The following is a 19,746-nucleotide window of genomic DNA, read 5'->3' as shown; positions in this document are numbered from 1 at the left end:
CGGAAACTAGGTCAGGGCCGGCCGACGCTCAGCCGTCAGCTGCCGGTCGGCTGTGATGCGGCGAGCCAGGTAATGGGCGTCGCGACCAACTCCTGGAAGGGTTGCCGAGACGGCCGCGAACAGGAACTCCTGGCCGAGGAAATAGAGTCCAGGAACAGATTCCACGACTCCCCTTTTGTGGGCCGGCGTCCCCTCTCCGTCTTGGTAAGGGGGCTTCAGCCACGAGTAGTCCACCCGATATCCGGTACACCAGATGACGTTCGCCACGTCCAAGGTCCGGCCCTCTTCCAGCAACGGTTTACCTTGCTTTACGCTGGTTATCCTTGGCAGCAGTTCCACCTTCGCGTCACGCAGTTCCTTAGTCCGCGTTCGGATCAAAGGTGCCGCCATCATCTTGAATGCCGGCGCCACTTTCCGGCCAACCGGCGTGTTAAGGGTCAGGATGTGAAGGCCTGCGAACCGGATCACAGGCAGGACAAACCGGGCTGCAGCGCGTCCATGGCGAACGGGGATTTCGCCACTGGCTTTGCCGGCCAGCAACGTGGTGTGGGTCCGGCTGGCTTCAAGGGCAATCTCCGCGCCGGAATTGCCGAGCCCGACCACGAGCACTGGTCCAGATTGGAGTTGCCCGGGGTTCTTGTATTCCTGCGAGTGAAGCTGCACGATGCCGGGGTCCAGCTCATTCGCGAATGCCGGACGCTTGGGCAGGCGATATCCACCGGTGGCAACCACTACGTTGTAGGCGGTCCAGGACCGATCACCGGAGCTCACAAGAAAGCGATCACCCTGTTGCGTCACTTCATCGACATGGACTCCGTGAACCACGGGAAGACTGAACCGCCGTGCATATTCTTCGAGGTACTCCGCCAACTCATCCTTATGGGGGAACGCCAGGCGGTCGCCCGGGAAAGGCGCGCCCGGCAAACCGTCGTACTTGGCCGGTGTGAAGAGACGAAGCGAATCCCACCGTTGGCGCCACGAATCGCCGGTCCTGGCGTTCTCGTCAAGGATGACGAAGTTGTGGTGCCCTTTGGCCAGCCAGTAGCCGAGCGCCAAGCCGGCCTGGCCACCGCCCACGATCACGGTATCGAACTGTGGGTCACTAGCATTTTTCATGGCTTTTCCTTTCTCGTTTCTAATCCAACGCGGGGTCACTTACGGCCCATCGCAGCGGCTGGCATGGGCCTTAAGTGACCCCGCGTTGCTGGAGTTTCAGCGGGAGCCTTCCGGTATCGCAGGCACCACACCAACATCAGTGCCGACGTCACCACGTAGAAGCTGTGCAGCAGCCACACTGGCCCCGCCGGAAGGTCGAAGACGTAGAAGGAGTGCACGGCATTGGCGATGTTGGTCAGGGTGATATTGCTCAAACTGTAGGAGGCCAGGTCCTTGGTGCGGACTGCCTTGAACAACATGGGCAGCATGCTGGATGCAAAGAGCACGGTGGATACGGAGCCGGCGAGCAGTGGAATGTTCATAAGCCCAAGCTATGAGTCCGGCGCCCTCTACCGCGTCGGCCAAATGACGCATCCTGCTGCAATGGGCATGGGTATTTATGCGCATGCCGGGAAGTGAGAGAGCGTTCGGGAAAACCCAGCGGTATGTGAGTGAAGATCGGGGGAAAAGCTGTGGGATGTGAGAGAGCATCAGTGGGCTAAATGGTGTTCAAAGGCGTATCTGGTCGCAGCAACCCTGGATGGCAAGGAAAGTTTGCTGAGGATGTTGCTGACATGGCGGGCGACGGTCTTTTCGCTCAGGAACAGTTCCCGGGCAATGGACTTGTTGGCTTTTCCATCGGCGACAAGCCGCAGGACTTCCAGTTCACGGGCGGTCAGGTCACGGGCGGTCAGGTCACCGGCAGTGCGCGTGGAACCATTCCTGGCGTCTCCCGCCATGCCGATTCCCGCACTTAGCGCCAGCACTTCAGTGACGGCTGGCGCTGCCTCAAGTTCAGCGAACTCGGCCATAGCCGCTTCGAATTCCATGGCGGCGGAGTCGGGATCGCCCAGTTCCGAACACGCGCGACCCGTCAGTACCCTGCATGTGGCGGCACCATAAGGTGCCTCGAGGCTGTACCAGAGCCGCCATGCCTTTCTGGAGGCCACAAGTGCTGCGGCCGCATTGCCCTCTGCGAGCAGGACCTGGGCTTCCGCCTGCGCCGCAAGTGCCCGTTCCAGGGGCCTGCCCGTTTCCGGGACCGGGGCCGCCAGCTCGTCAACCGCCGCCCTTGCCGCCTTAAGATCACCAGCGGCAAGCTCGACGTCGACGACGGCGGGAAGCAGCCGCCGTCGGTTGGCGGGGTCCGAGCCTGACATCGCACGGCGCAACATTGCTTGGGCTTGGGACACTTTTTGCTGGCCTGCCAGTACCAGCGCGAGCCCGGGGAGGGCTTCGAAGCCGGTCTCTGCGGCCTTGGCATACGCCTCACTGGCCTCATCGAACCGGCCCTTCAGACGCAGGATCTCGCCCTGCAGATACCACGCACCCCAAGCCGCTTCCGGATCGCCGCGGCGCGAACGGTCCTGGGCAATGTGGACGGCAGCCATGGCGTCATCCCAGGCGCCATGGAGGATGAACAGCTCTGCCCTGTGGGACTGGCACTGCCCACTGAACATCACCATGTCGGGACGATCCCCGCACCAGCGTTGCAAGGCTGCGGTCCATTCATGAGCTCGCTGGACGTCGAAGGCAAGGCGGCAGCTGCCGATAACGGCGCAGTAGATGATGCCTGAAGGGATGGGCGACACTTCCCCTGCCGTCACGGAGACCATGACTTCGTCCAGAATCTCCAAGCCTTTGTCCGGGAATCCAAGGGTGATGCTGGCGGTGCCCAGACCCAGCTGTCCAAGGGCCATGAGGTCCTTATCGTGGAACCGCTCCCCCACAGCCAGGGCGCGGCCAAAGAGCTCGTTGCTTGCTTCAGGATTTCCCCCGTACAACGCTCCGAGCGCCGACGGAATCAGGAGATAGCCTTCAGCTTCGGTGGGCTCGTCCAGTTCTTCCACTAGATGTTTTGCCCGGGACATCCAGCCCGAGCTGCGGGACGGTTCTCCGAGGTCCATGAGGAACAGCACCAGCCACGCTGCGCAACGGGCGGCGGCAGCCATGTCTCCTACAGTGAGGTATTCGTCGTGCGCCCGTGTCAGGTAGGCGACGCCTTCGGAGTCCTTGCCCAACAGCATTGCCACGGAGGCCGCGACTTCAATGTCCTGGGGTGGCAATCCGCCCTCGGCGTCTGCCCGGGCAAGGCAGTCAAGTGCATCGCCCCAGCGGTGCTCGGAGAACGCCGAGCGTCCCAGATCCAAGGCTGTAACGGGCATAGTCCACACTCATTCTGCGACCGGGAGCAACCCGGTTGGCGCACCCAAGCGGCCGTACTAGCGTCAGGGTACCGCCGCCGTCGTAAGCCCACAATGGGTCCACGCATCCTTGGCGAGCCGTGTGGGTCCCTGACCATCTTTGAAGTCTGGAAGCCCTGATTTCATCCTTTTTCGGTTGCATGGCGACTGCCCGGGGCTCAAAGAAGGTCAGGACGCCACAAGCGGACACTGAAAGCCGGCGCTCGGGCAGCCCAAGAGGGCAGAAAAAAGCCCTGGCCACGAGTGACCAGGGCTTTTTCGAACAGGCTGTTAGTGCTGGTGGCCTGCGTGTGCGTCTTCTTCCTCAGCCGGCTTTTCGGCAACCAGGGTCTCGGTGGTGAGAACCAGGGCAGCGATGGAAGCGGCGTTGCGGAGTGCGGAGCGGGTGACCTTGACGGGGTCGATCACGCCGGCGGCGATCAGGTCCTCGTACTCACCGGACTTGGCGTTGAAGCCGTGGTTGGCTTCGAGTTCGGAGACCTTGGAAACGACGACGAAGCCGTCGAAGCCAGCGTTCTGGGCGATCCAGCGCAGCGGCTGGATCAAGGCACGGCGGACGATGCCAACAGCTGCCGCTGCGTCGCCTTCCAGGGCCTTGACGGCCGGGGACTCGTCCAGTGCCTTGAGGGCGTGGATGAGGGCGGAACCGCCACCGGAAACGATGCCTTCTTCAAGGGCTGCACGCGTGGAGGAAACGGCGTCCTCGATGCGGTGCTTCTTTTCCTTCAGTTCAACCTCGGTGGCTGCGCCAACCTTGATAACGCCGATGCCGCCAGCCAGCTTGGCAAGGCGCTCCTGCAGCTTCTCGCGGTCCCAGTCGGAGTCCGTGCGGGTGAGCTCGGCGCGCAGCTGGGCCACGCGGTCGGCAACGTCCTGCTCGGTTCCGGCGCCATCAACGATGGTGGTGTTGTCCTTGGTGACCGTGATGCGGCGTGCCGTACCCAGTACCTCGAGGCCAACAGTGTCCAGCGATAGGCCAAGGTCAGGGGAAACAACCTGGGCGCCCGTCAGCGTCGCGATGTCCTGGAGCATGGCCTTGCGGCGGTCGCCGAAGCCCGGGGCCTTGACAGCTACAACGTTCAGCGTGCCGCGGATGCGGTTGACGATCAGCGTGGACAGGGCTTCGCCTTCGATGTCCTCGGCGATGATGAACAGCGGCTTGGAGGCCTGCAGCGCCTTCTCCAGCAACGGCAGGAATTCCTGCAGGGAGGAGATCTTGCCCTGGTTGATCAGGATCAAGGCGTCTTCGAGGACAGCTTCCTGGCGTTCTGCGTCAGTGACGAAGTACGGGGAAAGGTAGCCCTTGTCGAACTGCATGCCTTCGGTGAGGACGAGTTCGGTCTGGGTGGTGGAGGATTCTTCGATGGTGATGACGCCATCTTTGCCAACCTTGCCAAACGCCTCGGCCAGCAGTTCGCCAATTTCGTCGCTCTGTGCGGAAATAGCAGCAACGTTGGCAACCTGGGTGCCCTGCACTTCGCTTGCGTTCTCCAGGAGGCGGGCTGCGATGGCTTCAATGGAAACCTCGATGCCACGCTTGATTTCGCCAGGAGCGGCACCAGCAGCAACGTTGCGCAGGCCTTCCTTGACCAGTGCCTGCGCCAGCACCGTAGCGGTGGTGGTGCCGTCGCCAGCGACGTCGTTGGTCTTGGTGGCTACTTCCTTGGCCAGCTGGGCACCAAGGTTCTCGTAGGGGTCGTCAAGCTCAACTTCGCGGGCGATGGTCACGCCATCGTTGGTGATGGTGGGAGCGCCCCACTTCTTGTCCAGCACGACGTTGCGGCCGCGCGGGCCAAGCGTCACCTTGACAGTGTTGGCGAGCTTGTCGATACCGGCCTCAAGAGACCGGCGGGCAGCATCGTTAAAAGCAAGCTGCTTTGCCATGGTTGTGTCCTTTCAAGACAGAAAACCCGCACCGCAGAGGGTCGGAATGATTCCAACGCGGCTGCGGTGCGGGGCTCCAGGAAGTTACTTTACGACGATCGCAAGGACGTCGCGGGCGGACAGAACGAGGTACTCGTTGCCGCCGGTCTTGACTTCGGTTCCACCGTACTTGGAGTAGATAACGACGTCGCCAACAGCTACGTCAACCGGAACGCGGTTGCCGTTGTCATCGAAGCGGCCGGGGCCGATTGCAACAACTTCGCCTTCCTGCGGCTTCTCCTGTGCGGAGTCCGGAATTACCAGGCCGGAAGCCGTGGTCTGCTCTGCTTCGAGCGGGCGAACAACAATACGATCCTCAAGAGGCTTAATCGAGACCGACACTCGGACTCTCCTTTTCATGAGCTGATTCATGGACTAAGAACTAGGGTGCCGTGGCGTGCAACCGTCGTCGCGGTGCCGGTGGACGCCTGGCGTTATTAGCACCCTCCGGGGGAGAGTGCTAACAAGACTCTATGTAAGCGTTAGCACTCGGTCAAGGCGAGTGCCAGAATTTCGTCCTAGGTGAACTCCCGCTACCGGCCGGTGAGGTCATCCAGATCGTAGTCTTCGCCGTCGTCGTCCTCATCTGTGGGAGCCGATCCGCGGTTCAAATACAGCACGACGGCGGCCGCCAGGGCCACGACGCCGGAAATTACCAAGGCGATAATCCCGCCAATGCGGGCCCCGCTGTAGAGGTCACGGATATCGCGGGCTTCATCCGTAGCGTCATTCACGCTCTTGCCTGTGACGGAGTATGCCGCTGCGTTGAAAGAGTCCAAGGCGAAGATGACGATCAGCAGGCCGATGCAGATTACAGCGATCACGGCCCCTGCGATCAAGGCAGGACGGGCAAACGCCACAAGGGATCGGCCGGAGGAATGCTCTGGAGCTCCTGGGCCAGCGGAGTGGTTCCCGCCCGGGTTGTTCGTATCGGAGGGCTGCGGAGCTGCGTTGTCTTCCATGAAAACAACCCTATCGGGCCGATTCCCAACTCACTGCGTCAGGGCGCGCGCCGTTAGGCTTGATCCCATGTCTCACGCACCGCAGGAACAGATCGCACCCTTGCTGACCACTGAAGGATGGGAACTTCTTGCCTCGCTGGGGCCGTACCGCGAAGCCGATTCGTTCAGCGTTAACGCCGACCTCCGGAAAGCAGGCCACTCCCCCGAACTCGTGGCTGCGGTATTGACGCAGTCCCGCCTCCGGACCCGCGCCGAGGCCAAGTTCGGCGAGTTCGCCCGGCAGATGCTGTTCACCCAGGCCGGACTTGAGCAGGCAACCCGCCTCAACGTCGCAGCCCGGCACGCCGAGCGTTTTGCCAAGGCCGGCATCTCCCACGTAGCCGACCTCGGCTGCGGCCTCGGAGCGGACTCCATGGCCTTGGCCTCGATGGATATTGCCGTGACCGCCGTGGAAATGGATGAAACCACTGCCGCCTGCGCCACCATCAACCTCATGCCCTTCCCGCACGCCACAGTGGTGCATTCCGACGCCACATCAGTTGACCTGGACGGCATCGACGGCGTGTGGCTGGATCCCGCACGACGCACAACCTCAACGTCCGGGACCAAGAGGATTTGGGATCCGGAAGCGTTCTCTCCCCCGTTGTCGTTCGTTGAAGGGCTGGCTGCGGGCGGCCGGGCGGTGGGCGTCAAGATGGGTCCCGGGATGCCACACGACTCGGTTCCGGCGAATTGCGAAGCCCAGTGGGTCTCCGTAGGCGGCGACGTCACTGAGGTCACCCTATGGTTCAACACGGTGGCCCGGCGCGGGGTACGGCGCGCGGCACTTGTCATCAGTTCCCAGGGCGCTGCTGAACTCACCAGCGGCGAGGATTTCGACGGCGGCCCGGTAGCCGCCGTCGGGCCGGTTGAAGGGTTCCTCTACGAACCGGACGGGGCGGTCATCCGCGCAGGCCTGGTGGCCGACGTAGCAGAACGTTTTGGCGGGCACCTGGTGGATGAACATATCGCCTACATCTGCGCCCCGGAACTCCACGACTCCCCCTTTGCCCGCGCATACAAGGTGCTGGAAGTGATGCCTTACAACGTGAAGGCGCTCAAAGCCTGGGTCAAAGCGAACGGCATCACGGTGCTGGACATCAAGAAGCGCGGCACGGCAGTCACTCCGGAGGAACTGCGGAAACAACTGCTTCCATCCAAGCGCGACACCAAGCACGCAAAGACGGCCACCCTGGTCCTCACCAGGATTGGCGAGGAAAGAGTGGCCGTGGTTGTGGAGCCCGTGACGTTCTAGGCTCCGTCAGCGGCGGGAGAACTCCGAGGCTTCGCGGACCTGCTCAGCACTCGGGCGGACGCCCGTGTACAGGACGAATTGTTCTTCAGCCTGGATCGCGATAACTTCGGCTCCGGTGATCACCGGCTTGCCTGCTTGACGGGCAGCCGTGATGAGCGGCGTCTCCGAGGGGAGGGCAACGACGTCGAACACTATCTTCGCGGCGGCAATGGTGGCGTCGTCAAAGGACTGTGCCCTTTCGTCCGCACCAGCCATGCCCAGGGGCGTGACATTGATGATGAGGTCCGCTGTTGATCCATTGACGTCGTCCTGCCAGCCGAAACCGTAAAGGCCCGCGAGCGCACGGCCCGTGGTTTCGTTACGGGCAACGATGGTCACGGACGTAAAGCCTGCATCGCGGAGAGCTGCGGCCACCGCTTTCGCCATTCCTCCGGCTCCGCGCAGCAGCACTGTGTGGCTGTTGGGAACCTTGTGGTCTTTCAGGAGCCGGGCGATCGCGATGTAGTCGGTGTTGTAGGCGGTGAGGACGCCGTCGTTGTTGACAATTGTGTTGACCGAGTCAATGGCCTTTGCCGAGGGATCCATCACGTCCACAAGCGGGATGACAGCTTCCTTGTAGGGCATGGACACCGCGGCTCCCCTGATGGGGAGGCCGCGGATGCCAGCCACTGCAAGAGTGATGTCCGCCGGGGCGAATGCCTTGTAGACAAAGTTCAGTCCGAGTAGGTCGTACAAATAATTGTGGAACCGGGTCCCGATGTTGCTGGGCCTGGCCGCGAGCGAAATGCACAGGGACATGTCTTTGTTCAGGATTGGCATTCACCCATTAAACAACGGCCTCTTTTCGCTGCCGCGCGGTTAGCCCTGGCGGGCCTTCATGCGCGGGTTGTTCTTGTTGATGACGAACGTGCGCCCACGCCGCCGGACTATCTGTGCGCCCGGAATCTTCTTGAGGGCACGCAGTGAGTTCCTGACCTTCATGTTTCTTCTCCTTCTTGTTGGTGGATGGGCTTTCGGGTGGCTGGGTTAGAGGGCTTCACTGAGATCCAGGGGGTCCTCCCACACGCCAAAGTCGAGTTCCATCTCGGCCTCGGTCAATTGGCAGCCCTCCAGGAGGGCGCGGATTTCCTGGGGGTCGATGTCCTCGGAGCGTCCGGTAATGGCCAGGACCGTTCCGCGGTCGCCATAGTTCGGGTGCCAGTCCAGGACGGCGTCGACGTCGGCTCCCACCTTGCCGTTGCGGGCTACGGTGGGTGCGTCCGCCAGCCAGGTCCCGGTGCTCTCAAGCCACACGCGGGGACCAATTCCCTGTACCGCAATCCGTGTCTTGGCGGCCGAGGCGATCCACAAACGTCCGCGGAGCCAGTGGGTTCCGGCCGCGAGTTGGGGAAGTGCTTCACGGAACCGGCCAGGGTGCAGCGGCCGCCCCGCTTTATGGAGGACTGTCCGGAAGGAACCGGTCTCATCGTCCAAGGGCAGACGCACGACGCCGGGCCTGGTACGTGCGGCTGCTTCGGCGCCGTCGAAGCAGCCCGACCTGAAGTCATCGTCTGCACCGATTGCTGCGGCGTGTGGTGCGAGCTGGCCCAGCAGCTCCACGCCAGTGACCCATTCTTCGGATCCCAGGCGGGGATTGCCGGACAACTCCGCCCCCAGGCCGGGATGCAACATGACAGTGTCAACGTGCCCGAACTCGCCGATAAGGAACTCGCCGCTAGTTCGGTCATCCTCCGGCATCGATGTGAAGCCGGATTCAAAAAGGGTGTGGCGGTCCCAGATGTGATCGTCAAGATCCACAGGGTCCAGAGCCAGGATGGCGTTGTCCATGACGGCTGGCTGGCTGAGGCCGCGCCGGAGTTCTGCGACTGCCATCCCTGCTGCGACGCCAGGGGGTAGGCCCAAAACCACGTGGTCGAACCCGCACGCGGCGAGGCGTTCCGCCGTCGGTACTACATCCAGCTTGACCGTGCAGCTGAGGCAGCCGTGCTCCAGAACGGTGGTTTCACGCTCAAACAACTGACCTCCCCTGTATACGCGCCGCATGACCAAGGAACCATCCAAGAGGTCGTGAAGGACTACGACGGAGTTCGTGTGGGTTCGGCGAAGCCGGGCGGTGGCCGCTTCGCGGCACTGACTGTCCAGGGAGCTGACAACGGTGAGGTGCATGGAAAGATTATAGATGCAAATCATTCTCATTAGCAATTAATTGTGGAGGGTGTCACGACGCTTAACTTCAACCTGTCCGCAATCAGCCATGCTCCGCCTGCACTAGACTTGAGCCGACCGCTGACGGCCCCGCAGCGGGTTGCGTCCAGCAGAAAGTCCAGCAGAAACAAGCAACGAGGGGACTACGTGCAGATTGAGTTTGCGCCATCCAGGCAATCGACACTGGGTGTGGAATGGGAGTTGGCGCTCGTCAATGCACGCACCGGAGAACTGGTCTCAGTCGCGAACGACGTCCTCAAGGGTGTCGCCGCGAACCATCCGGACCTCAACGAAGACGACGAACACCCCCACATCAAGCGCGAACTGCTCCTGAACACGGTGGAACTCGTTACCGGAATCTGCGAAACGGTCAAGGAAGCCAAAGAGGACCTCAGCCGCTCCCTCGCCGCTGTCCGCGAAGTCACCGACCCCATGGGAGTGGAGGTGTTCTGCGCAGGCAGCCATCCCTTCAGCCCTCCCCTGCTTCAGCCGGTCACCGACAAGGAGCGCTACGCCAAGCTGATCGAGCGGACCCAATGGTGGGGACGCCAAATGGTCATCTATGGTGTCCACGTCCACGTGGGCATCGATCGCCGGGACAAAGTACTCCCCATTCTGGACGGCCTGGTCAACTACTTCCCGCACTTCCAGGCACTGTCCGCTTCCAGCCCCTTCTGGGCCGGCGAAGAAACCGGCTACGCATCCCAGCGGGCCCTCATGTTCCAACAGCTCCCCACCGCTGGCCTGCCGTTCCAGTTCGAAACCTGGGAAGCATACGAGTCCTACGTCCAGGACATGTTCACCACGGGTGTCATCGACGCCATCTCTGAAATCCGCTGGGACATCCGGCCTGTTTCCAACCTGGGCACTATCGAGATGCGCATTTGCGATGGCCTCGCCACCCTTGAGGAAGTGGGCGCGATCGCCGCACTGACGCAGTGTCTCGTGGACGAGTTCTCCTCCATCCTCGACGCCGGCGGCAGCATCCCCACCATGCCGCCTTGGCACGTCCAGGAAAACAAGTGGCGAGCCGCCCGCTATGGCATGGAAGCCATCATCATCCTGGATGCCAAGGGCAACGAGCAATTGGTCACCGAGCACCTCGCAGAAACCGTCGCCCGCTTGGAACCCGTGGCAGCCAAGCTCGGATGCTCTCAAGAACTGGCCGACGTCATGAAGATCATCGAACGCGGCGCCAGCTACCAACGCCAGCGTCGCGTGGCCGCCGAACACAACGGGGACCTGCAAGCAGTGGTCATGGACCTCGTGCAACAGATGCGCAAAGGCCCCGACGCATAATTGAGTGGAGCTACGCAGCCACCGACACCGTAGTAACGGGCATAGAGGAATCCGGCGCGAACGCTATTCCGCTGGGCCCGATTCCGGCCATGATCAGTTGAGCACCAAGGGCTGCCACCATGGCACCGTTGTCCGTGCAGAGATCCAGCGGCGGCACGTGCAGCTTGATGCCCGCAGACACGCACCGTTGACCGGTCAATTCACGCAGCCGCGAGTTGGCAGCAACGCCTCCACCAAGGAGCACGTCAGTAATCCCGTGCTCCTTGCACGCCAGGACCGCCTTTGAACTGATGACGTCCACTACGGCTTCCTGGAATGCCGCCGCGATATCGGCTACAGGTACTTCCTCACCGCGGGCTTCGAATTGCTCCACGCATCTGGCCACCGCGGTTTTCAGGCCGCTGAAGGACCAGTCGTAGCGGTGCGGTCCCTTTTCCTCCGCGGTGCCCATGTATTTGGGCTGCGTGAGGCCGCGCGGAAAGCGGATGGACTTGGGATTGCCCTGGCGTGCGAGTTTGTCGATGGCTGGACCACCCGGGTAGCCAAGGCCCAGAATCCGGGCAACTTTGTCGTAGGCTTCACCGGCGGCGTCATCGATGGTGGACCCCAGGAGTTCCACGTCATCTGTGATGCTGCGGATACGCAGGATCTCCGTGTGGCCACCGGAAACCAGAAGTGCACCGAGGTTCTGCGGCAACTGGCCGGCGGCAGCACCGGCGTCGGGCTTTGAATCCAGCAGCCCCACGCCAACATGCGCTACGAGGTGATTGATCGCGTAGAGCGGCTTGCCCGTAGCGACGGACAGTGCCTTCGCGGCGCAGACTCCAACCATTAGGGCGCCCGCCAGGCCGGGGCCGGAGGTGACAGCAATGGCATCGACGTCCTCCAGGGTCACTCCCGCCTCATGCAGCGCTTCCTGGAGCGTGGGGACAAAGGCATCCAGATGGGCGCGCGAAGCGATCTCGGGGATGACGCCGCCAAAGCGCACGTGCTCGTCCATGGAGGAAGACACCGTGTTGGTCAGCAGCGTTGTACCGCGCACGATTCCGACGCCGGTTTCGTCGCAGGACGATTCGATGCCCAGCACCAAAGGCTGCTTCGGCTGTTCGGGATAAGGGCCGCTCACGCGTTGGCTCCTTCTGTGGAATGTGGCTCGGTGAGGGGCAGGCGCATGATCAACGCGTCCGTCCCATCCCGGTAGTACCGGGGACGGACGTGGATCTGTTCGAATCCGAAGCGCAGATACAACTGCTGTGCACGGGGGTTGTCCGCGCGCACCTCCAGGAGGACGTCCGCCGCGCGACGCCGCCGGGCCTCTTCAATCAGTTCGGTCAGGATGGCCGAACCAATGCCTTTGCCTTCAAATTCGGGAACGACGGCGATCGTCTGGACGTCCGCGATCGGCTCGATGCACATCAAGCCGGCGTATGCCACGATCTGGCCCTCAACCTCGGCCACCACATAGCGGCGTGTTTCGGGCTGGGACAACTCGTCGAAGAACATCTGCAGGGGCCAGGCATCCACGGGGAACAGTCGACGTTCCAAGGCTTCCACGGCCGGGACATCAGCCTCGGTCATGTCCCGCAGCGAAACTCCTGCGAGCTCAAGTTTGGGTGAAAGTTTCATCGTTCCCCTTTCATCACAGGGCACGCTTCCTGGGACCCGGTACCTGTGCGTCCGATTCGCGCAGGTACAAGGGCGTGGAATCCAAGAGCTCCTGCCCTGCGGTCAACCGAGCAAGCGCCACCTGGCCAAGGGAGGCCGCGTCCGGTTGGGTCTCGGCAAAGTCTTCGTCAGCACGGAGGACGTCGGCGTACAGGCCAGCGCCGGCTCCGAACACTGGAAGTTCCGGCAAGTCCGAGGCGAAACCCACATGCGGTCCGTCGATGAGCTGGGGAAGCTGGCCCTCCTCCAGGACGTACCGTGCCCAGTAGACCTCTTTGCGCCGGGCGTCAGTGGCCACCAGGAATTCGGAAACAGCGGCAGTGGACTCCGCGACTTCGAGGGCAATCGCGTCAAGGCTCATCAGGCCATAGAGCGGTTTGTTCCAGACGAAAGCCAGGGTGCGTGCGGTTGCAATACCCGAACGCAGCCCGGTAAAGGGTCCGGGGCCCACGCCCGTGACGATCACATCGATATCCGCGCCGGTAACGCCTGCTCCAGCCAGGAGCTTCTCGATGCCGGGTGCAAGGACTTCGGCATGGCTTCGTGTGTCCTCAGTGGAGAAGGAATCCACCACGCCTTCCATGGCAACATCCGAAATGAGCGCAGCGCTGGCGACTGCGGAGGTGTCGATGGCCAGGATGAGCATCAGTGGCCTCCCTCGGAGATCGTGTTTTCAAGAAGCTTCGGTGCCTCGGCCCAGCGTGGGCCAAAACCGCGGAAAACGATGGTGCGGGGTTCGTCGTCGTCATCAGTGTCAAAGTCCAGGACAGTGCCGCTGTCGGCGACATCGGCGGCCGGCACAGCGCCTCCGCTACCCACAGACCGGTGAAGATCCACTTCCAGGCGGCTGTCCGAGAGGTGCTCCACCCGGTCCCTCCCCCACTCCACCACGGTTACGGACGTGTCCATGGTGTTCTCAAGATCAATGTCATCGATCTCAGCAGCTGATTCCAGCCTGTAGGCGTCGACGTGGACCAGGTCCGGGCCACCGGGACGCGGGCCCTCCTGAAGATTGGGATGAATCCGAACCAGCACGAACGTAGGAGAGATGATCCCGGCACGTACGCCCAAGCCCTCGCCCAGCCCCTGCGTGAACGTCGTTTTACCCGCGCCCAACTCTCCGGTCAGGACAAGGAGGTCCCCCGCCTCAAGTACCCCGCCGAGTGCTGCGCCGAGCGCGTGGGTTTGTTCCGCCGTCGTGACGTTCAGCCTGCGTTCCCATACCGGTTGGCTTGGTTCGTTCAGTGGTTCGTTCACAGCGTCGCCGATTCCGATGCTGCGCGGGTCCCTTGGTGTACCTCAGGCTTTGCCGCAGCCTCGTTGACCGCCGGAGCCTCGTTGATGTAGCTGCGGGGCACCCGCGGGCTAATGCGGGTGACGATCTCATAGTTGATGGTTCCCGCTGTGGCCGCCCAGTCATCCGCGGTGGGGCCGCCATCGGCGCCGTCGCCGAACATGACGGCTTCGCTGCCCTTGAGTCCGGCCGTTTCTTCAGGGGTGAGCGGTCCAAGATCAATCACCATCTGGTCCATCGCGATCTGGCCCACCACAGGGTAGGTGACGCCGTTGACGCGAACTGGACCGCCCGTGGCAACGCGCGGGACGCCATCGGCATAGCCCAAGGGAACCAGGCCAAGCGTGCTCTCCTGGCTGGTGTGGTACTTCAGGCCGTAGGAAACGCCTTGCCCCTCCGGCACCTTTTTGCAGTTGGAGAGGATCGTGCGGACGGTCATGGCGGCGTGCAGGCCAAGTTCGGCCGAGGTAACCCCTTCGAAGGGCGACAACCCGTAGATGCCGAGCCCGACGCGGATGAGGTCGAAGTGCGAATCCGGCCGGGACAGGGCGGCGGGAGTGTTGGCGATGTGCCTGACCTCGGTATCGACGCCTGCATCCTCAGCGATGGCGAGTGCCTCACGGAAAACCGCCAATTGTTGGTCCGTTTCGGGCCGGTGCGGCTCGTCGGCCACGGCAAGGTGGGAGAAAATGCCAACGACGCGAAGCAGGCCTTCGTCCTGGTATTCCATGGCCTGCCCCACCAACTGGTCCCAGTCGGCGATCGTGCAGCCATTGCGGCCCAGCCCGGTATCCACCTTCAGATGGACACGAGCGGGGCGCTCCTGTTCGCGGGCAGCCGCCACCACGGCATCCAGCTCCCAACCGGAAATCCCGACGTCGATGCCGGCGGCAACTGCGGCTTGGAAGTTGCTCTCCCGGGTGTGCAGCCACGCCAACAACGGTGCCTCTATGCCCGCTGCACGCAAGGCGAGCGCCTCTGAAATGTGGGCGACGCCGAGCCAGGCCGCTCCGGCGTCGAGGGCTGCACGTGCAACCTGAACCACGCCGTGGCCATACGCATCAGCCTTCACCACAGCCATCACGGAGGCCGGGGAGGCGATCGCGACAAACTGACGAACGTTGTGCCGCACGGCCTCAAGATCGATCACGGCGGAACGCTCGAGCACCGCTGACTTTGCTATGGAGGTCTTGGACCCGATCCCGATATCTGCAGCTGCTTCGTAAGTCACCCTAGAGATTCTAGTGGTGCCGGGGAACGGGGGTTCAATTCCCCCCGCTCCTACTGGGCATCTGACAAGTGGGCGATCGTGGCGCGGGCGCGCCGTTGGGCTTCGGCGGGGATGTCCTTCACGATCGGCTCAAGGAAAGCGAAACGCCGCAGCCACTGGCTCGATTGGCGTTCCTTGCGGGCGTTGGCACGCTGCCACCAGTCCGCGATGTCGCCCCAGCCAGGGGCGGCGAGGGACCCGCCCACCTGTTGTACGGCCAGCGAGGCACAGAGGTTCGCGAACCGCAGGCGGTCCCCCAATCTCCATCCCGCCAGGCACCCCACAATGAAGGCCGCCCCGAAACAATCGCCGGCGCCGGTCGGATCGTATGCAGACACGGGCAGCGATGGCACCCATTCCTCTTCACCCGTCTCCGAGTCCACGGCCATGGCGCCCTGCGCGCCCAACGTCACCACAGCCACTGGAACGCGATCTGCCAAGGAATAGAGCGCCGCCCACGGATCGGTCTTGCCCGTGAACGCCATGGCTTCCGGCGCGTTGGGCAGGAAAGCATAAAAGTGTTCCAGCTGGTCCAACCTGCGTTGTGACCACTCTCCGCTGGGGTCCCAGCCCACCACGCCGAAAAGCTTCGTTCCCGCGGTCTTCGCCGCCAGCATCCACGGTTCCAACTCCTCGCCCAGGTCCGCGACGGCCGCGAGCGCCTTGGGTGGTTGCCCGATCAGGTCCGAGGCCTTGATCGGCGCCGGGTGCCCGTGGGTGACCATGGATCGATCCTGGTTCACGCACATGGACACCGTTACCGGCGAGTGCCAGCCAGGGACGCGACGCGACAGGGACAAGTCCACATGCTCCTGGCTTTCAAGGATCTGCCAGTTGTAATCCCCGTAACCGTCGTCGCCAAAGGCCGCTGCCAAGTTGGTCCTCAGGCCAAGCCGTGCCGCGGCGATCGCTTGGTTGGCAACCCCGCCCGGGCAGCTGCCCATGCCTTCGCTCCACACTTCAGTGCCGGGCTCGGGAGAGTGCGGGAGTCCGGTGAAAATGATGTCCTGGAAGACCGTTCCTGCCAGGAGAAGGTCGCATTGGCCGTCGCCCTCCGTACGCACGGCGGCAAGGGGATCAAAACGTCGCTGGGGCATTGCGTCCATGCACGGCACACTACGCTGCGCCTTCCGGGCTGCATAGACTCGGATCATGCGGCTCATGATCGCCGGTGGCGGCGGATTCCGGGTACCCCTTGTGTACCGTGCGTTATGCACGGGTCCGTTCGCGGGACTGGTGCGCGAGGTGGTGCTCTACGACGTCGATCCGGCACGTCTCGCCGCCATCCAGGCAGTCCTCCGCGACATGCCGGCTCCGGAAGGCTCCCGGCCCGCCGTCGTGATTTCCACGGACCTGGGGCAGGCTCTCACCGGCACCGATATGGTCTTTGCGGCGATCCGCCCCGGCGGCACCGAAGGCCGGATCGCCGACGAACGCGTTGCCTTGGACGTCGGCTTGCTGGGCCAGGAAACCACGGGCGCGGGCGGCATCTCCTATGCCCTCCGCTCCATTCCGCACATGCTGGGACTCGCCGAGGGAATGCGGCACTATTGCCCGGATGCGTGGCTTATCAACTTCACCAACCCCGCCGGGATGGTGACCGAGGCGCTTGTGCCGGTGCTGGGACGAAAGGTCATTGGCATCTGCGATTCCGCCGGCGGCTTGGTCCAACGCGCTGCCCGGGCCGCCGGTTCGCCCCTTCACGAAGGAACGCTCGACGGCGTGGGCTACTTCGGGTTGAATCACCTCGGCTGGCTTTACAAGCTGGCGCCCGGTGGCCGGGACCTCCTGCCAGAGCTGTTATCGGATCGTAGGGCGCTCGAAACCATGGAAGAAGGGCGCTTGTTCGGCCAGCACACTCTGGACAAACTCGGTTGCCTGCCCAATGAATACCTTTACTACTACTACCAAACTGACCAAGCGATCGAAGCCATCCTGAAGCAACGCGAAACGCGTGGGACGTCCATCCACCATCAACAAAGCTCGCTCTACCCTTCCCTTGTGGAATCCTCGAACGCCTACGCCATGTGGGATGCGGCCCGGCGCTCCCGTGAGGAAGGGTACTTGGCCGAGGCCCGGACGCACGGGGAGCACCGCGACGAGGAAGACCTCGCCGGGGGTGGGTATGAGCGTGTGGCGTTGTCCGTGATGCGGGCTCTATCCGGTGGTGGGACGGCGCAGTTGATCCTCAATGTGCCCAATTCACCGGTCGCCGGTTCGTCGGCAAATGCGGCGGAAGTCGCCGTGCCCGGGCTCCCGGGGGACGCCGTCGTCGAAGTTCCCTGCGAGGTGACTCCCGACGGCGCCCTGCCGCTTGCGCAGGAACGGCCCGGAGGCCAGTTCCTCACCTTGATGCAACACGTCAAGGAGGTGGAGCGGCTGACGGTCCAGGCAGTGCGGGACTGTGACCGGGACGCGGCACTCCAAGCGTTTGCCGCCCACCCGCTGGTAGGCTCGGCGTCGCTGGGCGCTGAACTCCTTGACGGCTACGAGGCAGCCTTCCCGGAACTGCGCGGACTCTGGAAGTGATTTCCCTGCACTTCTAGAGCTTCCGGTACATCACGTGCAGGCCGACGTATCCAATTTCAGGGTGGTTGAACGCCTCGGGAACCGTGGCCAGGATGCGGAAACCCATGGATTGCCACAACCACACGGCCCGGACGTTGCTCTCCACCACAGCATTAAACTGCATGGCGCGGAATCCTGCTGTTTTGGCTTCCTTTAAGGAGTAGGCACACAGTGCCCGTGCAATTCCCTGGCCCGAATGCTTGGAGCTCACCATATACGCCGCGTTCGCCACGTGGCTGCCACCACCAGCCTGGTTCGCATGGAACTCGCCAGTGCCCAGGACTTCTCCGCCCGGATGCGGCCCGTCCGCGGTACGCACTGCAACGAAGGTTTGGCCGGGCGCTTCCTTCATCCACTTGGCACGGGCAGCTTCCTCTGTGGTGTCGCGGTCCCAGGTGAAAGTCTCCCCCTCGCGGAGGACGGGCTCCATGAGGGACCAGATGCCGGGCCAGTCATCGGGTGTGGCGGGGCGGATGTCGAAAAGGGTTTCTTGGCTCACAGCGCACACGCTAGCAGCCTTGTCCACATAGCCGGGATCGGCACCATGTAGAGCTGGGCTTCAGGAGTAGTGTTTTCTGCAGGGCGAAAGTGGTTTGGCCCCGCAAGTCAGCTTCATATGAAGGAGGAAAGTGTGCCGTTGATCCGCCGCGTGGCATTCCTTTCACTGCACACCTCCCCCATGGAGCAGCCAGGGGCCGGGGACGCGGGTGGGATGAACGTCTACGTCCGTGCGTTGGCCATGGCGCTGGCCGAGTCTGGGGTGGAGGTAGAGATCTTCACCCGTTCCACCAAAGCCGGCCAAGCCGCCGTCGAGCACCCAGGACCCGGCGTGTGCGTCCACAACGTGATGGCCGGACCCCGGCGGAAAGTCCCCAAGGAAGAATTGCCTGCCCTCCTCCACCAGATGGTGGAGGAGATCGATCGGATCCGGCAGCAGCAACCCCACGGCCGTTACGACGCCATCCATTCGCATTACTGGGTGTCCGGCGTTGCGGGGCTGGAATTGGCTGAGCTCTGGGGTGTTCCGCTGGTCCACACCATGCACACCATGGCCAAGGTCAAGAATCTTGTTCTCGAGTCCGGCGAGCGCCCCGAACCCCGGCGTCGGGAGGAAGGCGAGCAGCGGATTGTTGATGGGGCTGCCCGCCTCATCGCCAATACTCCAGCCGAGGCAGAAGAGCTCGTCTCCCACTACGGCGCCGATATCGACAAGATCGACGTCGCACCTCCTGGCGTGGACCTCAAAGTCTTCACACCATCCTTCCGTCGCAAGTCGCGCGCCCAGCGGGACGTCAGGCCGGACAGCTTCCACATTCTGTTCGCAGGCCGGATCCAACGGCTTAAGGGTCCCCAGGTCTTCGTCAAAGCAGCTGGTCTGCTGCGCAAGCGCAGGCCGGACATCGATCTGGAAATGACCATTCTGGGCTCGCTGAGCGGCGCCAAGGACTTCAACCTGCAGCACATCATCGAGGAGGCCGGGCTGGCCGACGTCGTCACGCATCGCCCGCCGGTTGTAGCGCCCGAGCTCGCCAGCTGGTTCCGCTCCGCCGACGTCGTGGTGATGCCCTCGTTCAGCGAGTCCTTCGGACTTGTGGCCTTGGAAGCACAAGCGTGCGGTACCCCTGTGGTGGCCACCAACGTGGGTGGGCTCTCACGCGCCATTTCCGATGGCCGGACGGGCATCCTCGTGGATGGTCACGATCCTTCCGACTGGGCTGATGCCCTCGAGGATTTGTACGACGACGTACAGACACGCGAAGACATGGGCCGTTTGGCCGCTACCCACGCCGAATCCTTCGGCTGGCAGCGCACTGCTGCGATCACCTTGGAAAGCTATCGCGAATCTGTTGGCGGCCTGTTGGTCCCTCGGCCATAAACCTCACGCGATTACTGCCTGGCGACTGATA

At 63.0% G+C, this 19,746-nt stretch carries 20 protein-coding genes; 4 read left to right on the top strand and 16 right to left on the bottom strand.

Features of this window, described 5'->3' with window-relative positions; translation table 11 throughout:
* Positions 1–6 precede the first annotated feature (6 nt).
* From KSW38_RS11975 to KSW38_RS11950, 6 genes are all read right to left on the bottom strand, one after another.
* The gene (locus KSW38_RS11975; protein ID WP_216925138.1) at positions 7–1,116 is read right to left on the bottom strand and encodes a flavin-containing monooxygenase; all 1,110 of its coding nucleotides are present in this window, start codon (positions 1,114–1,116) and stop codon (positions 7–9) included.
* A 35-nt stretch (positions 1,117–1,151) separates the two neighbouring features.
* The gene (locus KSW38_RS11970; protein ID WP_216925137.1) at positions 1,152–1,478 is read right to left on the bottom strand and encodes a hypothetical protein; all 327 of its coding nucleotides are present in this window, start codon (positions 1,476–1,478) and stop codon (positions 1,152–1,154) included.
* Positions 1,479–1,646: 168 nt separating this feature from the next.
* A complete protein-coding gene (locus tag KSW38_RS23680) occupies positions 1,647–3,320 on the bottom strand; it encodes a response regulator transcription factor (RefSeq protein WP_216925136.1) in 1,674 nt (557 codons plus the stop codon).
* A 309-nt stretch (positions 3,321–3,629) separates the two neighbouring features.
* The gene (gene groL, locus KSW38_RS11960; RefSeq protein WP_216925135.1) at positions 3,630–5,243 is read right to left on the bottom strand and encodes a chaperonin GroEL; all 1,614 of its coding nucleotides are present in this window, start codon (positions 5,241–5,243) and stop codon (positions 3,630–3,632) included.
* Positions 5,244–5,327: 84 nt separating this feature from the next.
* On the bottom strand, positions 5,328–5,624 hold the full coding sequence (gene groES, locus KSW38_RS11955; RefSeq protein WP_011775524.1) for a co-chaperone GroES: 297 nt from the start codon (positions 5,622–5,624) through the stop codon (positions 5,328–5,330).
* Between the two features lie 191 nt (positions 5,625–5,815).
* On the bottom strand, positions 5,816–6,244 hold the full coding sequence (locus KSW38_RS11950; RefSeq protein WP_223946522.1) for a hypothetical protein: 429 nt from the start codon (positions 6,242–6,244) through the stop codon (positions 5,816–5,818).
* Between the two features lie 67 nt (positions 6,245–6,311).
* Here KSW38_RS11950 and KSW38_RS11945 point away from each other — a divergent pair, with 67 nt between their 5' ends.
* Positions 6,312–7,538 (top strand): THUMP-like domain-containing protein, encoded by a 1,227-nt coding sequence (locus KSW38_RS11945; RefSeq protein ID WP_216925134.1) that lies wholly within the window; start codon positions 6,312–6,314, stop codon positions 7,536–7,538.
* 6 nt (positions 7,539–7,544) lie between these two features.
* On the opposite strand, the gene KSW38_RS11940 is transcribed toward KSW38_RS11945, so the two are convergent.
* The 3 genes from KSW38_RS11940 to KSW38_RS11930 are packed head-to-tail and all read right to left on the bottom strand — an operon-like array spanning position 7,545 to position 9,704.
* Entirely contained in the window at positions 7,545–8,357 is an 813-nt protein-coding gene (locus KSW38_RS11940) for a shikimate 5-dehydrogenase (RefSeq protein WP_216925133.1), read from the bottom strand.
* A 39-nt stretch (positions 8,358–8,396) separates the two neighbouring features.
* Positions 8,397–8,519 (bottom strand): type B 50S ribosomal protein L36, encoded by a 123-nt coding sequence (ykgO, locus tag KSW38_RS11935; protein WP_011775528.1) that lies wholly within the window; start codon positions 8,517–8,519, stop codon positions 8,397–8,399.
* A gap of 45 nt (positions 8,520–8,564) precedes the next feature.
* Positions 8,565–9,704, bottom strand: coding sequence for a GTP-binding protein (locus tag KSW38_RS11930; protein WP_216925132.1), 1,140 nt, complete (start codon positions 9,702–9,704; stop codon positions 8,565–8,567).
* Between the two features lie 186 nt (positions 9,705–9,890).
* Between KSW38_RS11930 and KSW38_RS11925 the strand changes: the two genes are divergently transcribed.
* Positions 9,891–11,042 (top strand): glutamate--cysteine ligase, encoded by a 1,152-nt coding sequence (locus KSW38_RS11925; protein ID WP_216925131.1) that lies wholly within the window; start codon positions 9,891–9,893, stop codon positions 11,040–11,042.
* Between the two features lie 10 nt (positions 11,043–11,052).
* On the opposite strand, the gene tsaD is transcribed toward KSW38_RS11925, so the two are convergent.
* Genes tsaD through KSW38_RS11895 form a run of 6 tightly spaced genes read right to left on the bottom strand, consistent with a single transcriptional unit; the run spans position 11,053 to position 16,377 of the window.
* Positions 11,053–12,168 carry a tRNA (adenosine(37)-N6)-threonylcarbamoyltransferase complex transferase subunit TsaD gene (gene tsaD / locus KSW38_RS11920; protein ID WP_216925130.1) on the bottom strand — a complete coding sequence of 372 codons (1,116 nt, stop codon included), beginning with the start codon at positions 12,166–12,168 and terminating at the stop codon, positions 11,053–11,055.
* A complete protein-coding gene (gene rimI / locus KSW38_RS11915; RefSeq protein ID WP_216925129.1) occupies positions 12,165–12,668 on the bottom strand; it encodes a ribosomal protein S18-alanine N-acetyltransferase in 504 nt (167 codons plus the stop codon). Before rimI ends, tsaD begins: the two co-directional genes overlap by 4 nt.
* 13 nt (positions 12,669–12,681) lie before the next feature.
* Positions 12,682–13,353, bottom strand: a complete 672-nt coding sequence (tsaB, locus tag KSW38_RS11910; protein ID WP_216925128.1) for a tRNA (adenosine(37)-N6)-threonylcarbamoyltransferase complex dimerization subunit type 1 TsaB — start codon at positions 13,351–13,353, stop codon at positions 12,682–12,684.
* A complete protein-coding gene (tsaE, locus tag KSW38_RS11905) occupies positions 13,353–13,964 on the bottom strand; it encodes a tRNA (adenosine(37)-N6)-threonylcarbamoyltransferase complex ATPase subunit type 1 TsaE (RefSeq protein WP_308169353.1) in 612 nt (203 codons plus the stop codon). The genes tsaB and tsaE overlap by 1 nt, the downstream gene beginning before the upstream one ends.
* Positions 13,961–15,232, bottom strand: a complete 1,272-nt coding sequence (gene alr, locus KSW38_RS11900) for an alanine racemase (protein ID WP_216925127.1) — start codon at positions 15,230–15,232, stop codon at positions 13,961–13,963. The genes tsaE and alr overlap by 4 nt, the downstream gene beginning before the upstream one ends.
* A 50-nt stretch (positions 15,233–15,282) precedes the next feature.
* Positions 15,283–16,377, bottom strand: coding sequence for a carbohydrate kinase family protein (locus KSW38_RS11895; RefSeq protein WP_223946531.1), 1,095 nt, complete (start codon positions 16,375–16,377; stop codon positions 15,283–15,285).
* A gap of 46 nt (positions 16,378–16,423) precedes the next feature.
* Between KSW38_RS11895 and KSW38_RS11890 the strand changes: the two genes are divergently transcribed.
* Complete coding sequence (locus KSW38_RS11890) at positions 16,424–17,800, top strand: 6-phospho-beta-glucosidase (protein WP_216925125.1); 1,377 nt, start codon at positions 16,424–16,426, stop codon at positions 17,798–17,800.
* A 13-nt stretch (positions 17,801–17,813) separates the two neighbouring features.
* Here KSW38_RS11890 and KSW38_RS11885 read toward each other — a convergent pair whose 3' ends face one another.
* Positions 17,814–18,347 (bottom strand): GNAT family N-acetyltransferase, encoded by a 534-nt coding sequence (locus KSW38_RS11885; protein WP_216925124.1) that lies wholly within the window; start codon positions 18,345–18,347, stop codon positions 17,814–17,816.
* Positions 18,348–18,470: 123 nt separating this feature from the next.
* Between KSW38_RS11885 and mshA the strand changes: the two genes are divergently transcribed.
* Entirely contained in the window at positions 18,471–19,715 is a 1,245-nt protein-coding gene (mshA, locus tag KSW38_RS11880; RefSeq protein WP_216925123.1) for a D-inositol-3-phosphate glycosyltransferase, read from the top strand.
* The last annotated feature ends 31 nt before the right edge of the window (positions 19,716–19,746 follow it).

This window comes from Paenarthrobacter aromaticivorans (genome assembly GCF_019038615.1).
Lineage (GTDB): Bacteria > Actinomycetota > Actinomycetes > Actinomycetales > Micrococcaceae > Arthrobacter > Arthrobacter aromaticivorans.
The sequence above is the reverse complement of the archived record's forward strand: the minus strand, read 5'-3'. Positions and strand labels throughout refer to the sequence as shown.

What these genes read in the sequence shown, in the direction of transcription:
- tsaB (WP_216925128.1), bottom strand. Translation starts at nt 13,353, where the DNA reads ATGCTCATCCTGGCCATCGACACCTCCGCAGTCGCCAGCGCTGCGCTC.
- groL (WP_216925135.1), bottom strand. Translation starts at nt 5,243, where the DNA reads ATGGCAAAGCAGCTTGCTTTTAACGATGCTGCCCGCCGGTCTCTTGAG.
- KSW38_RS11950 (WP_223946522.1), bottom strand. Translation starts at nt 6,244, where the DNA reads ATGGAAGACAACGCAGCTCCGCAGCCCTCCGATACGAACAACCCGGGC.
- KSW38_RS11940 (WP_216925133.1), bottom strand. Translation starts at nt 8,357, where the DNA reads ATGCCAATCCTGAACAAAGACATGTCCCTGTGCATTTCGCTCGCGGCC.
- KSW38_RS11975 (WP_216925138.1), bottom strand. Translation starts at nt 1,116, where the DNA reads ATGAAAAATGCTAGTGACCCACAGTTCGATACCGTGATCGTGGGCGGT.
- KSW38_RS23680 (WP_216925136.1), bottom strand. Translation starts at nt 3,320, where the DNA reads ATGCCCGTTACAGCCTTGGATCTGGGACGCTCGGCGTTCTCCGAGCAC.
- ykgO (WP_011775528.1), bottom strand. Translation starts at nt 8,519, where the DNA reads ATGAAGGTCAGGAACTCACTGCGTGCCCTCAAGAAGATTCCGGGCGCA.
- KSW38_RS11895 (WP_223946531.1), bottom strand. Translation starts at nt 16,377, where the DNA reads ATGGACGCAATGCCCCAGCGACGTTTTGATCCCCTTGCCGCCGTGCGT.
- KSW38_RS11945 (WP_216925134.1), top strand. Translation starts at nt 6,312, where the DNA reads ATGTCTCACGCACCGCAGGAACAGATCGCACCCTTGCTGACCACTGAA.
- rimI (WP_216925129.1), bottom strand. Translation starts at nt 12,668, where the DNA reads ATGAAACTTTCACCCAAACTTGAGCTCGCAGGAGTTTCGCTGCGGGAC.
- KSW38_RS11930 (WP_216925132.1), bottom strand. Translation starts at nt 9,704, where the DNA reads ATGCACCTCACCGTTGTCAGCTCCCTGGACAGTCAGTGCCGCGAAGCG.
- KSW38_RS11970 (WP_216925137.1), bottom strand. Translation starts at nt 1,478, where the DNA reads ATGAACATTCCACTGCTCGCCGGCTCCGTATCCACCGTGCTCTTTGCA.
- KSW38_RS11890 (WP_216925125.1), top strand. Translation starts at nt 16,424, where the DNA reads ATGCGGCTCATGATCGCCGGTGGCGGCGGATTCCGGGTACCCCTTGTG.